Source organism: Aequorivita viscosa (genome assembly GCF_900106795.1).
GTDB classification, from domain to species: Bacteria; Bacteroidota; Bacteroidia; order Flavobacteriales; family Flavobacteriaceae; genus Aequorivita; species Aequorivita viscosa.
Map to the genome: position 1 here is coordinate 1 of NZ_FNNS01000012.1, position 13,059 is coordinate 13,059.

The 13,059-nt window shown below is 36.4% G+C and carries 13 protein-coding genes and 1 pseudogene; 5 read left to right on the forward strand and 9 right to left on the reverse strand.

Annotated elements, in window-relative coordinates; genetic code table 11:
- Positions 1–280, reverse strand: a pseudogene (locus BLW28_RS08375) (transposase); the annotation flags it as partial.
- A 318-nt stretch (positions 281–598) separates the two neighbouring features.
- Here BLW28_RS08375 and BLW28_RS08380 point away from each other — a divergent pair.
- The 3 genes from BLW28_RS08380 (at position 599) to BLW28_RS08390 (ending at position 1,938) form a co-directional block, all read left to right on the forward strand.
- Positions 599–1,075 carry an Hsp20/alpha crystallin family protein gene (locus BLW28_RS08380; protein ID WP_073217729.1) on the forward strand — a complete coding sequence of 159 codons (477 nt, stop codon included), beginning with the start codon at positions 599–601 and terminating at the stop codon, positions 1,073–1,075.
- Between the two features lie 102 nt (positions 1,076–1,177).
- Positions 1,178–1,408 carry a hypothetical protein gene (locus BLW28_RS08385; RefSeq protein WP_073217731.1) on the forward strand — a complete coding sequence of 77 codons (231 nt, stop codon included), beginning with the start codon at positions 1,178–1,180 and terminating at the stop codon, positions 1,406–1,408.
- Between the two features lie 44 nt (positions 1,409–1,452).
- The gene (locus tag BLW28_RS08390; protein ID WP_073217734.1) at positions 1,453–1,938 is read left to right on the forward strand and encodes a hypothetical protein; all 486 of its coding nucleotides are present in this window, start codon (positions 1,453–1,455) and stop codon (positions 1,936–1,938) included.
- Positions 1,939–1,996: 58 nt separating this feature from the next.
- Here the strand turns inward: BLW28_RS08390 and BLW28_RS08395 are convergent, their stop codons facing one another.
- Positions 1,997–2,737, reverse strand: coding sequence for a lysophospholipid acyltransferase family protein (locus BLW28_RS08395; RefSeq protein ID WP_073217737.1), 741 nt, complete (start codon positions 2,735–2,737; stop codon positions 1,997–1,999).
- Positions 2,738–2,811: 74 nt separating this feature from the next.
- Here BLW28_RS08395 and trpS point away from each other — a divergent pair, with 74 nt between their 5' ends.
- Positions 2,812–3,780 (forward strand): tryptophan--tRNA ligase, encoded by a 969-nt coding sequence (trpS, locus tag BLW28_RS08400; RefSeq protein ID WP_073217740.1) that lies wholly within the window; start codon positions 2,812–2,814, stop codon positions 3,778–3,780.
- Between the two features lie 59 nt (positions 3,781–3,839).
- Here trpS and BLW28_RS08405 read toward each other — a convergent pair whose 3' ends face one another.
- The 6 genes from BLW28_RS08405 to BLW28_RS08430 all read right to left on the reverse strand — a co-directional run bounded on the left by BLW28_RS08405 (position 3,840) and on the right by BLW28_RS08430 (position 10,479).
- Positions 3,840–5,081, reverse strand: coding sequence for a murein hydrolase activator EnvC family protein (locus tag BLW28_RS08405; protein ID WP_073217743.1), 1,242 nt, complete (start codon positions 5,079–5,081; stop codon positions 3,840–3,842).
- Between the two features lie 4 nt (positions 5,082–5,085).
- Positions 5,086–5,928, reverse strand: coding sequence for a lipoprotein insertase outer membrane protein LolB1 (locus tag BLW28_RS08410; protein ID WP_083540706.1), 843 nt, complete (start codon positions 5,926–5,928; stop codon positions 5,086–5,088).
- 2 nt (positions 5,929–5,930) lie between these two features.
- On the reverse strand, positions 5,931–7,328 hold the full coding sequence (locus tag BLW28_RS08415) for a tetratricopeptide repeat protein (RefSeq protein WP_092842559.1): 1,398 nt from the start codon (positions 7,326–7,328) through the stop codon (positions 5,931–5,933).
- A gap of 37 nt (positions 7,329–7,365) precedes the next feature.
- Positions 7,366–8,382: a sugar nucleotidyltransferase gene (locus tag BLW28_RS08420; RefSeq protein WP_073217748.1), complete on the reverse strand. Its 1,017-nt coding sequence runs from the start codon at positions 8,380–8,382 to the stop codon at positions 7,366–7,368.
- 202 nt (positions 8,383–8,584) lie between these two features.
- Positions 8,585–9,019 carry a dUTP diphosphatase gene (dut, locus tag BLW28_RS08425; RefSeq protein WP_073217751.1) on the reverse strand — a complete coding sequence of 145 codons (435 nt, stop codon included), beginning with the start codon at positions 9,017–9,019 and terminating at the stop codon, positions 8,585–8,587.
- Positions 9,020–9,024: 5 nt separating this feature from the next.
- Positions 9,025–10,479 carry an oligosaccharide flippase family protein gene (locus BLW28_RS08430; RefSeq protein WP_073217755.1) on the reverse strand — a complete coding sequence of 485 codons (1,455 nt, stop codon included), beginning with the start codon at positions 10,477–10,479 and terminating at the stop codon, positions 9,025–9,027.
- A 338-nt stretch (positions 10,480–10,817) separates the two neighbouring features.
- Between BLW28_RS08430 and BLW28_RS08435 the strand changes: the two genes are divergently transcribed.
- Positions 10,818–11,588 (forward strand): hypothetical protein, encoded by a 771-nt coding sequence (locus BLW28_RS08435; RefSeq protein WP_073217758.1) that lies wholly within the window; start codon positions 10,818–10,820, stop codon positions 11,586–11,588.
- Positions 11,589–11,665: 77 nt separating this feature from the next.
- On the opposite strand, the gene serS is transcribed toward BLW28_RS08435, so the two are convergent.
- The gene (serS, locus tag BLW28_RS08440) at positions 11,666–12,934 is read right to left on the reverse strand and encodes a serine--tRNA ligase (protein WP_073217761.1); all 1,269 of its coding nucleotides are present in this window, start codon (positions 12,932–12,934) and stop codon (positions 11,666–11,668) included.
- Positions 12,935–13,059: the final 125 nt, after the last annotated feature.

Below are 13,059 nucleotides of genomic sequence, written 5' to 3' on the forward strand. Positions count from 1 at the left end.
TTCCTGCAGGGCTTTAAAGCTTTTTTTCGATGATCTCCTTGGCCATCTGGTGGTCAAGGGCCAGAGTGGCATACATCTGCTTGAGCTTGCGATTCTCTTCCTCTAGCTCCTTGAGGCGCTTGAGCTCCTTGGAGTTCATTCCAGCATATCCAGAACGCCAATTATAGAAAGTGGCGGGGCTGACCCCATGCTCACGACTGATCTGGTCGACACTCTTTCCATTGTCGAACTCTTTTAAAATCTTTGCAATCTGTTGTGGTGAAAATTTACTTCGTCTCATAATACTGTTTAAAATTAAGATAATTATTCTACTTTTAAACAGTTCGGTTTAAAGGGAAGCTTACAAAATGAAAATCACATTTAATAAACGTGTATGTAAAGTGATTTTCAACCTCATTCTTAAAATGACAAATTGTCTTTTATTTAAGTAAACACTGACATTATTTCCTGTTTTTTGGAGTTGTGGCCCTTGATTTTATAGTCTATTAGTTTAATAAGAATACATATCCATTTTGGTATTTTATTTGAAATATGTAGCGTCGAAATCAATTAAGGTTTCAAAAATTTGAAATAATGTTTAATTTAAAATTTTGAGATTATGAGCAATTTAGTAAATGTTCCTAAAAACCGAAGTTTGTCAAACACTAATTCAAATGCAAACTTCCCTACTTGGTCTAACTGGTTAGATGATATATTTAATAGAGACCTTTCATCGGTATTTACTTCAAACTTTAACACGGGAATTTCATTACCGAAAGTAAACATTAAGGAAACTGCAGATGCTTTTATGGTAGAAATGGCAGTTCCAGGTCTTAAAAAATCAGATTTCCAAATAGACATAGACAATCAACTGCTATCTATTTCGACAGAGACAAAAGAGGAGAATGAACAAAATGAAGAGAATTATACCCGTCGGGAATTTGGTTATTCTTCGTTCAAACGAACCTTTACTTTGCCGGAAAGCGTGAACGACGAAAAAATCAATGCCAAATATATTGATGGTATTTTAAGTATTCTCCTACCTAAAAAAGAAGAGGCGAAAAAAAAGCCGGCAAGAAGCATCAAGATTTCTTAATATATTTTGCTTAAAACCGTGATTGATGTATATCGTGGAGTTCGACTATCGGACTCCACGATTTGCCTAATACTATTCATTAAACTTTAATATCGTACTGTTATGCCTAGAAAATTTAAACCAGGAGATTGGGTGAAATTGAAAGGAAAACAAGTTTGCCCAAAAATGGAAGTACTCAAATATATTCCTAAGAAGGATGCTATTTTGGGTGTAGTAAATAATGAAACCTATTTGCAATGTGTTTGGTATCAAAATGGTAACCGAAATGTAGAAACATTCAACCAAAACAGATTGCTGAAACTAACTAAAACAGGTGGTTTGTATAAAGTATGATTTTTATACAACCATAACGATGTCTAACTTAAAAAATCAAAACAATGAAAACACATTTATTGGTTTTAATGACAGCCTTAATGAGCGTTAGTTGTAACGGACAAAAAACAGACACAGACAAAACCGAATTTGAATTAAACAACAAAGTACTTGTAGAACAGCCAAAAGGCAGCTGGAAAGTTGAAAAAGAATTTGATGAACACGGGAATATGATTCGATACGACAGTATTTATTCTTGGTCATCAAACCGTGAGTTTAACCAGCTTTCAAAACAGGATAGAGATAGTCTTTTGCAAAGTTTTAAATCAAGATTCTTTACGAACTTCTCTGGTTTCGAAAATCAAGGATTTGAAACTTTGTTCACTGAAGATTCGCTTTTTAGTAATCATTTTTTTAATGATGATTTTTTTGGAAGTGATTTTGGAAGGGACTTTATGGATATTGACAATATAACCCAACAAATGATAAAGAAACAAAGAGAATTCCTTGAAAAATACCAGGCCGATTTTATCGAAATTGAAGAAGAATAAAAAGTATTGATTTGCGCTATCGGTAGGTTTTACTATTATTGATAATGTGGCAAAAGGCCTAAACCGTCGGCTTTAGAAGTTCTTGTAGAATAACTTCTCGGGTGTTGTTTTTCAAAACCTTTCTGTCTTCCAAAGTCATTCCTTGGGTTGGAAACAGATGATGGACTTTCACGCGCATCTGGCCTGGTCCACCTTTAAAAAGAGCGTAAGGGAATCGTTTTTTATTGTCGTGAAAAGTCATGGGAGCAATCGGGATTTGATGTTCAATTGCCAACCGAAAAGCCCCATCTTTAAATCCATCCAAGATTAAATCTAAATCATCTGGAACGCCACCTTCAGGAAAAATGCACACACTTAAACCTTCGCTAAGCCTTTTCTCAGCTCTTCTAAAAGCTTCCACTCGGCTTTTGGTATTGCTTCTGTCAACCAAGATGCAGGTACGCTTGTAGATGTATCCAAAGAGTGGAAACTTTGCTAATTCTTTCTTTCCGACAAAAACAAATGGATTTTTGGTAGCATAAAACATTAGCATAATATCTGTCATTGAGGTGTGGTTGGCTACAAACATATAGCTTTCGCCTTTTTTGTATTTTATTTCCCTTTTAATAATAGGGTAACAACCTATTCCGAAGATAATCGCTCCAGACCAAATACGGGCAACCTTAAAGAAAAAAGGATACCATGAGTGTTTTAAAATACTGATAAAAAGAACTGGAAATAAAATAACGGTTACAATAAAAATAACCACATAAAACCAAGCGCGGTATAACGGAGCAAATATATATCGAAGGAATTTCATCAACTTTCAAAAGTAACAATTTGATTGATGCAAATAAATCAAATAAAGTACCTTTGCTAAAATATTTTTAAGCAATGGCCAGAATACTTACCGGAATTCAAAGCACAGGAACTCCACATCTCGGAAATATATTGGGCGCACTTATTCCTGCTATTGAAATGGCGAATGATCCACAAAATGATTCATTCCTTTTCATCGCGAATATGCACTCGTTAACACAAATTAAAAATGCCGAAACCCTTCGCACAAATACCTACAGCACTGCCGCTACGTGGCTAGCATTAGGGTTAGATACGAGTAGAGTGGTGTTTTATCGCCAAAGTGATGTGCCGCAAACTACGGAGCTTACTTGGTATTTAAGTTGCTTTTTTCCTTTTCAACGCTTAACATTAGCACATTCGTTTAAGGACAAGGCTGGTCGTTTGGAAGATGTTAATGCTGGGTTATTCACCTACCCTATGTTAATGGCGGCAGATATTCTTTTGTACGATGCCGAAATTGTTCCCGTTGGAAAAGATCAGATGCAGCATCTTGAAATTACACGTGATGTGGCGTCGCGTTTTCACACACAAATGGGGGAGACTTTTGTGATGCCTTCAGTAAAAGTAAGGGAAGAAACGATGTATGTTCCAGGGACTGATGGTAGCAAAATGAGTAAATCGAAAGGAAATATTATCAATATTTTTCTGAATGACAAACAACTTCGGAAGCAGGTGATGAGCATTGAAACTGATAGCACGCCTTTGGAAGAACCGAAAAACCCTGATACTTGTAACGTTTTCAATATATATAAACTAATAGGTTCGAAAGACCAAGTCGCCGAAATGCGTCAAAAATATGAAGCTGGTAATTTTGGTTACGGACACGCCAAACAAGCTTTATTTGAATTGATAGTTGAAAGATTTTCTGAAGAACGTAGTCGTTATAACTATTTTATGGAAAATCTATCTGAGGTTGATGCAGCCTTAGCTTCTGGTGCAGAAAAAGCGCGTAAAGTGGCAGACGATGTTTTACAAAGAGTGCGTGAAAAATTAGGGTATTAAATTACTGCTATCAATATAAATACAAGGATTGAAAGGTTAAATGAGCTTTTCAATCCTTTTTACATTTTATATATCCAATCTGCTGGATTGATTTTAGTTTTGTTCTTGTAGATATAAAACTTCAATATTGTTCTGCCTTCAGTTGGGCTTTTTCCAACCGTACCAATTTTCTGCTTGGTAGAAATTCTATCACCTTTTTTTACCGATACGGAATTCAGGTGGCTATACACCGAAATATAGTCTCCGTGTTGGATAAATAGCACTTTATTTGCTCCTTTAATTACTTGTACCGCCATTACCTGGCCTTCAAAAATAGCGCGAACTGGGGCATTATCCTCGGTTGCAATTTCAACACCGCTACTATTTGTTGTAACATTTGGAAATTGTGGGTGTTGATGTTTCCCGAAACTTTTAATCACCATTCCCTTTTCCACGGGCCACGGCAATTTTCCTTTGTTTTTACTAAAACTGGCTGCAAGCGCCTTATCTTCGGCAGTAAGATCAAATCCGCCAGAGGTCTCTGCTTTCTTTGTTTTTTTCTTGGCTTCGTTTGCCAATCTATTGGCCTCGGCAATTGCGGCTTTAATTAAGTCGTCAATTTCCTTGTCAATTTTATCGGCTTCCTTTTGTTTCGCTCTAATTTGAGCCGTGAATTTACTTTCGTCTTTCTTTAGAGTTGCAACAAGATCCTGTTGTGCTTTTCGTTCCTCATTAAGTTGTTTTTTTGCCACTTCATTTTCGGCGATAAGCTTTTGTTTTGTTTTTTTCTGAGCAATCAGACTTTCGTTCAGCTTTTGAAGTTCCTCTGTTTTTACCCTAATGCCTTCACCTTGTTTCTTTCTGAAAGCTGCGTACTGCTTCATATATTGAACTCGCTTATAGGCTTGCAAAAAATTATCGGAAGACAGTAAAAACATAACCCTGCTCTGTTGACTTTTACTTTTATAGGATTTCTGGACCATTTCGGCATAGTCATCCTTCATCACTTTTAGTTCTTTTCGAAGTGCGCTGATTTTATTGATATTACTGTTGATATTTCTTGTAAGTAGATTTGCTTGTTGGTTTGTAATTCGAATCAGGTTTTCGGTGGCAGAAATACGTTGTTTAACATCTTCCAATTGTGAAAGCACAGACTTTTCTTCCTTTTTAGTTTTAAAAAGAAGGGAGTTTATCTGTTTTATTTCATTCAAAATAGCCTGACGTTTCTCCTCAAGTTCCTTTTGCCTATCACTTTGGGCAAACGTTGCTGGAAGGGCGACGAAACAGATTAAAATGGCAAGATATAAACGTATATTCTTCATCTAATTAAAGTTGGATTCTTTCATAACCCGATGGAATGTCGAATGGAAAACCTATGTCGACATTCAAATCTATTTTTCTGTAATTCATTTCTATTTTCGTCTGTGATTGTCCTTCAGAAGAAACAATCGAAATATCATTTGGAAAAAATTGCCCTTCTACCATTTGATAATTACCATAACGAATATTCAAAATGCGATCTTGTTCTGGTTGCGCAAGTGTTTCTAAAGCTACTTTAAAATTTTCAGGATAGAAAAAGAGCGAATGTATAAAATTTTGTGGTTGCCGCTTGGGCAAGATCTTAAATTTGTCCTGAAATATCCCTGAGGAATATTTGGAAGTCTCCAGATCAAAAATAGACTGTCCGAGTAATAAATTCTGTGCTTGTTGAAAGTTTAATGGAGTGCCTAACCATTCGCCTAACAATGCAAAATCACCTTCAAAATATGTTTTATTAATAGTTTCGTAATAACTAACGCTGTCTGGAGTTATCAAAACTTTGGCCAAGGTAATTCCTAATATTGAAGCCTTGACCCAGATAGTTTTGTCTTTTTCCATTCGTAGGCTTACTGTAATACTTTGCGATTTTTCCTCAGTTTCGTAAGCAACCTGAATTCTACCTGCCATTGTTTTAAACTTGGGCATTGCAGCTATATGGGAAGTGATAATTGCGTTTGCCGAGGTTTCTTCAATTTCGGAAATAGGTTTTTTAGTGGTTCCACAAGACGAAAGTAAAAGCGCAATTATAAAACCAAAGAAAAGAGATGTTATCTGTCTTTTACCTGACTGTTTCAAGAGGATTGACAAACTCTTTCTGTTAGATTCAAAAATAAATTGAGGATGTTTCATTTTTAATTTGCCAATTTTAGTTGGGCTGCTTTTTCAGAATAGGTTTTAGCTCTTTTTATATCGCCTTTGTTGGTGTACGCAATGTTTAGTTGAATGTAAAAGTCAAGCTGCATTTGTGGATCGTCCAGAATAAAATCTTGACCGGTTTCTAAACTTTCAATTGCTTTTTCAGAATTCTCGAGGCCATTATTCGCAACTCCGTTTAACAAATAAATCAAGGGTTGCGCCGGGAAAATTTCTAATCCTTTTGAGCTCAGCGTTGCCGCTTCCGAATATTTTTCGAATTCTACTTGAAAGAGCAGCGTGTTTTTTAGCAATTTATAATTGTCTATAGATTGCGCAACTCCTTTTTCGTAAAAATGTAGCGCCTGTTCTTTATTTGATTTTGCTGAAAAATAATCTCCTAGTTTTTCATAAACCTTAGTCCCGTTTTCTTCTGAAAAAAGAGTCGCAGCTGCTTCTAAATCGGCTTCATATTGGGGGTTTAGGTTTACGAACTGAATAAAATCGCCCAAAACTCGATATTTACTTTCCGTATCAATTTGGTCTGAAGCAAAAACAATTTTCATAGACTTTAAGGCTTCCGAAGTATTTCCAGAATCTAAATAGAATTTGTAAAGAGCCAAATGTACCAATTGTGATTTTGGATTCGTCTTCAACAAGTTTTTTGCGGCTTCAAAAGCTTTTTCGGTATTCCCTTGTTCGCTATAAAGAAAGATAAGGCTAAGGTGTTCTTTTTCGTTTTTAGGATTGTTATCGATTTTCTGTTCTAGATTTTCGATAGCGCCTTCCGTATTGCCAGTAGCTCTATAAATTTGGGCGCGTAGGGCATTACGGATATCGCTTTCACCCCAAATCCCATCCAGTTCGTCCAATTGCTCCAACGCCAAATCATATTGTTTTGCCCGAGTTAATAGGTTGGCGAGGTCTTCTTTGTAATCTTCATCATAAGGAATTAACTTGCGAACTAGCGGAATAGCCTTGTCGTAGTCCTTTTGCTGATAATACAAATCGTATAAGTGCTCGAGAACGTCTAACCTGTCTCCCAAATCGGCAAGTACTTTTTTGTAATTTTCTTCTGCTTTATCGTACACTTTAAGTGCCGTATAATTTTTAGCCATTTCAAAATAGACGACTGCTTTATTTTCTGGTGTAGTGGCTGCAGCTTCCGCTTTATTTAATGCAATTAAAGCCAATTCGTGATTTTCTATTCCTTTCTGTTTTAAGGCTTCGAAAAAGTTTTCCTGAAAAGCATCATCTACAACACCTAGTTGATCCATTGGGTTTTGAATGGAATCATTCTCGCCTGCCGGATGAACGGGATTTGTTTCTTGGGAATAGGAGTGTGGGGACAAGTATAAACTTCCCAACAAAATAAGCGATATGTATTTAATGGACACTTTCAAATTCTGTTTATTCCTATTAAAAAAAGACTTATTATTTCAACTGCGAATAATCGCCAATACTAACATTTGTGAACTTCCCATCAAAAATAGCGTGATTGCCAATCATTGCATTGTCTAAATTTGCATTCTTGATGGTAGAATTCGTTTGAATAATGCTATTCTTAACCGTGCTATCTTCAATTTTTGTGCCTTTTCCGATAGAAGCAAATGGCCCAACAGTACTATTCTTTAAAACCACACCTTCTGCGATAAAAGAAGGTTCAATGATTTTTGAATTTTCATTCGTGATATTTTCCGAAACCAGTTTTTCATTGGCTTCTGCAAGAAAACCTAGCATTCGCTGGTTGGTCTCTACCGTTACTTCTTTATTACCACAATCCATCCATTCGTCTACAGTTCCTGTTTTGAATATCTTTCCTTGTGCCATCATTCTTTTAATGCCATCGTTTATTTGATATTCCCCACCGTTAATGATGTTATTATCTAAAACGTATTGTAATTCATTCTTGAGTTGGGCTACATCTTTAAAGTAGTAAATACCTATAACGGCTTGATTGCTTACATATTCTTCTGGTTTTTCAACTAACTCTATTATTTCATTCTTCTCGTTGAGGTTTACAACGCCATACGCTTCTGGATTATCTACAATTTTTGTCCAAATAACGGCATCTGCTTCTTTGTCTAAATCGAAATCGGCTCTAATTAACGTGTCTGCATAAGCAACTACAGCTGGTCCAGAAAGTGAGTCTTTGGCACACATAATAGCGTGACCTGTTCCTTTTGGATCGAGTTGGCGGTAAATGGAAGGTTTTGCTCCTAATCCAGTTGCCAATTCTTTTAAACTTTCAACAACCTCCTCTCCAAAAAAAGCTGGGTCGCCAAGAATAAAAGCTATTTCGTCGATTTCTTCATTTAAAACACCAACGATATCTTCAACCAATCGATGTACAATCGGTTTTCCTGCAACAGGAATTAATGGTTTTGGAACTGTTAGTGAATGTGGTCTTAATCTTGAGCCTCTCCCGGCCATTGGTACTATTATTTTCATACACATCCCCTGCGAAGGCAGGGGTCTCTTTTTTGTTCCTGTAGTTCAATCAAATTGAATTTGAACTAATTCAGGATTATTGGTTAAACTTATTTTCTTAATTTATTGGTCATTATATAACCATAGCTTTATTTTTAAATGGATCAGGGATTCCTGTCTTGCGCCACCGCTATAGCTTCAGCGCACGCGGTCGCAGGAATTTTTATTTAGTCCCAGTAGAACCAAACCCTCCGGTGCCACGTGAAGTTTCGCCAAGTTCCTCAGCCTCTTCCCAAACAGCACGTTCGTGTTTAGCAATTACTAATTGTGCTATACGCTCACCGCTTTCGATAGTAAAATCTTCATTGGAAAGGTTCACCAAAATAACACCAATTTCGCCACGATAGTCTGCATCGATGGTTCCTGGGGCATTTAGCACCGTAATTCCTTTTTTGGCAGCCAAACCACTTCTTGGTCTAACCTGTGCTTCGTATCCAATTGGTAACTCAATAAAAAGTCCAGTTTTAACAATAGCACGTTGCAACGGTTTTAAGGTTGCAGGCGCATCTATACAAGCCCGCAAATCCATTCCAGCAGAAGCTATAGTTTCGTAGGATGGCAACTGAAATCCAGAATTGTTTATAATTTTTATTTTCAAAGTAATTATTTTTTAAGAATTTTTTGGAATTCCTTTTTTTCGGTCAATATCATAATCGAAATGAAAATCAACAACAATAAGGTTCCAACCCAAATATTTCCAGGAAGTCCGTAAAACGAAATTGCTGAAAAAGTAATGGCGAGCGTTAAATATCCGCCTATTTTTTTCAAATCGTATGGAACGCTGTAATATTTTCGTCCGTAAAGGTACGAAAGCACCATCATACTACCATAGGCTGCCAGTGTGGCAATAGCAGAACCAATATACCCAATATATGGAATTAAAAGATAGTTGAGTACCAAGGTTACAACAGCCGAGAAAACCGAAATATACGCTCCGTATTTTGTACGATCAGTGACCTTATACCAAACGGAAAGGTTGTGATAAATGCCAAGAAATAAATTGGCTAAAAGTATAAGCGGAACAATTTTTAAAGCTTCCCAATATTGGCTATTCGGAATTAATATCAACTTAAAAATGTCGATATAAACGATTACTCCAAGCAAAATGATACATCCAAAAAGCGTGAAATACTTGGTAATCGTGGCATAGGTTTCTTTTGCATTGCTTTCTGCAGAATAATTGAAAAAGAACGGTTCTATTCCCAAACGAAAGGCCATTACAAAAAGTGTCATAAACATTCCGAGTTTATAGCAGGCAGAATATAAACCTACTTGTACTTCGGCAATGTTTTCTGGTAACAGGTATTTTAAAAGAATTCTGTCAAACGCTTCATTTACGCTAAAAGCGATTCCTGCTATAAGCACAGGAATGGCGTATTTCATCATCTGTTTCCAAATTGTGCTGTTAAAACCAAAACCCATTTTCACATACAACGGTAACACCATTATCAAGGTTGCAGCACTCGCTATTAAATTGGAAATAAAGATATAAGCTACTTTATTTTCCGAACTCCACAGCGAGTTCCAGAATTCACTATTAATTGCCAGCTTCGGAAGTGCAAGAAAGAAGAATAAATTAAGCCCTAGATTAATACACACATTTAGGATTTTTATGATTGCATACCGCATGGGCTTTTCATTGACCCGAAACCACACAAACGGAAGCACAATGAGTGCGTCTAAAGCCAATATCCATAGTCCGTAGGTTACGTATTCCACCTTAAAATCGGCTATTTCAGCTAGTTGATTTCGGAATAACAAGGTAACTCCTAAGAAAATAACTGTAGAAACCGTAAGCGAGGTAAGCGTCGTTGATTGTACTTCTTTTTGATTTGTACTTCCTTTGGTAACGAAGCGAAAAAAGGCAGTTTCCATTCCATAGGAAAGTAGTACGTTCCCGAGGATAAGGAATGCCATTAAACTTGAATAAATCCCGTACTCTTCTGGCAACAAAAACTCCACATAAAGTGGGACAAGGATAACGGATAAAATTCTGGGCAAAACGGTGGCTAGCCCATAAATAAAAGTCTGTTTAAAGAGTTTTTTAAAAAGTGCCAAATTCGAGTTTCAATTTATTTGAATCCACAAGATTGGGGACGCTTGTAATAGTGGCAAAAGTATTGAAAAGATTGATTTTTAAGGTGAAAATAAAATTTGGTTTTACCTACCAAATGCTAAAAGAATATTTCGAAGCTTCGATGCTAAAAGGTGTTATTTTCAAATAGCTATTCGTAAACGGAAATAGGTCTTTTTTAAGACGATTTGTTTTTTGACAATGTATTTAATTGAAGGAAATTGCTGTATTTTTCAGTTATGACTAATTAGTTTAGCTTATTGCATTGTTTTTCTTAATTATTTTTTTGAAATTGCGGTTATTAATAAATAAACTTAAAATCATGAAACTAAAACTCTTAACACTTCTATTTTTATCGGTTTGCGGAATTGCTTCTGCGCAAAAAAAAGTTAAGTATAACGACAAAGAACGCGATATGCTTAAAACATACTTTTTTAATGAAGGTTTTAACTCTCCGGCGACTAAAAAAGTTTCCACTCTTATTATGAAAGATGGAACCGTTCACAAAGGATATTGTAACTCAGTAAGAACAAAAAAAGGACAAATAAATGAAATTACCTTTAAAGACAGTATTTCAGGAAACAAGGAAACTTATGAAGCAACTAAAATAGCTGAAGCATATCTGTTTGCTAGTGGCATGGAAAAATTCGGAAAAGTATCTGAAAAATTCAGTAACTACGGCATGGGCAAACGAAATAGCGTGAAGAAATTGACTTCTAGTGATGAGGTTTACTTTGAGAACAAAACCGTTGCTTTAAAGAATAAGAAAAGTGAAAGAGAGTTTTTAATGCAATTGATAAATCCTGATTTTAGTTCGATTATAGCTGTTTATCACGATCCTTTTGCTAGCGAATCTGGAGGTTTTTCTGTTGGTGGAAGCCCTACATTTGGTGGCGGTGTTGTGAAATCGTATTATGTTGAAAAAGACGGCAAAATATTTTGGTTGCCAAAAAAAGACTTTAAAGAGAGATACGAACAGCTTTTTGGTGATAATGCCCAATTTATGGCCAAGTACCCGTACAACTCTATTAATTGGGATTGGTTAAGTGCTTTAATTTTAGAATACACACGAATGTCTGTAGAAAACGAATAAGGAGTTTTTAATTTTAAATGCAAAGCCCCAAGGTTGTAGAACGTTGGGGCTTTGTTATATATTGAAGTTTTGAAAATTTATATAAAATCGAATCCGCAATACGGGACTAAAACTTCTGGGATTTTAATTCCATCTTTGGTTTGGTAGTTTTCAAGGATTCCTGCCAGAACACGTGGTAATGCTAAGGCACTTCCGTTTAGGGTGTGTGCAAGTTTGTTTTTTCCGTCGGTATCTTTAAATCGCAGTTTCAAACGATTGGCTTGGAAGGTTTCAAAATTTGATACAGATGAAATCTCCAACCATCGGTCTTGTGCGGTTGAAAACACTTCAAAATCATAGGTCATTGTTGCAGTAAACCCAAGGTCGCCACCACATAGGCGAAGAATTCTGTAAGGCAATTTCAATTCACGAAGAATATCCTTTACGTGCTCTACCATACCGTCTAAAGCGGCATAGGAATTATCGGGATGTTCAATTCGTACAATTTCTACCTTATCAAATTGATGCAAACGGTTTAGTCCGCGAACATGGGCGCCGTAACTCCCTGCTTCTCTTCGGAAACAAGGTGTGTATCCGGTACACATTATCGGGAAATCAGAATTATTCAATAAATCTCCGCGAAACATATTTGTAACGGGAACTTCGGCTGTTGGAATTAAGTACAAATCATCAACGCCCACGTGATACATCTGTCCTTCTTTATCGGGTAATTGACCCGTTCCGTAGCCTGAAGCTTCATTAATCATTAGCGGCATTTGATACTCGGTATACCCGGCCGAAATGTTTTTATCTAAAAAATAGGCAATCATTGCCCTTTGTAACCGTGCGCCTTTCCCTTTATAAACAGGAAATCCAGCACCCGTAACTTTAACGCCTAGTTCAAAATCGATTAAATCGTATTTTTTGGCAAGTTCCCAATGCGGTAACGCGCCGTCAATAAGTTTTGGGATTTCGCCTTCTTTAAAAACCTCGAGATTATCGTTTTCATCAGTTCCTGCTGGTACCAAATCGTGAGGAATGTTTGGAACGGTGTAAAGCAGTTGTTGCAAACGATCAGAAGCAGCGAGCATTTTGTCGTTTAGCTGTTTTGAAGTTTCTTTTAAATCGACTGTTTTTTTCTTTAGTTCGTTCGCTTTTTCAATATCACCACTTTTAAAGAGTTTTCCTATTTCTTTTGAGTAGTTGTTGCTTTGCGCTAAAACCTCATCTAATTGTGCTTGCGAACTTCTACGCTCTTCATCTGCCGACAAAATCTCATCGAATACAGATTCAACATTTAGCCCTCTTTTTGTGAGTGCTTTTACATATTTTTCCTTGTTTTCGCGAATTTCGTTTACTTGTAGCATAAGGTTATTTTTAAGGCAGCTAAGGTACAATAGACCTCTCAAGTTTTCAAGAGCTACGAGGTCTTATTTTTATGATAACATTATTTCATATAATTTTTTGACGAACTGAAGTAATGGCGTTCGCT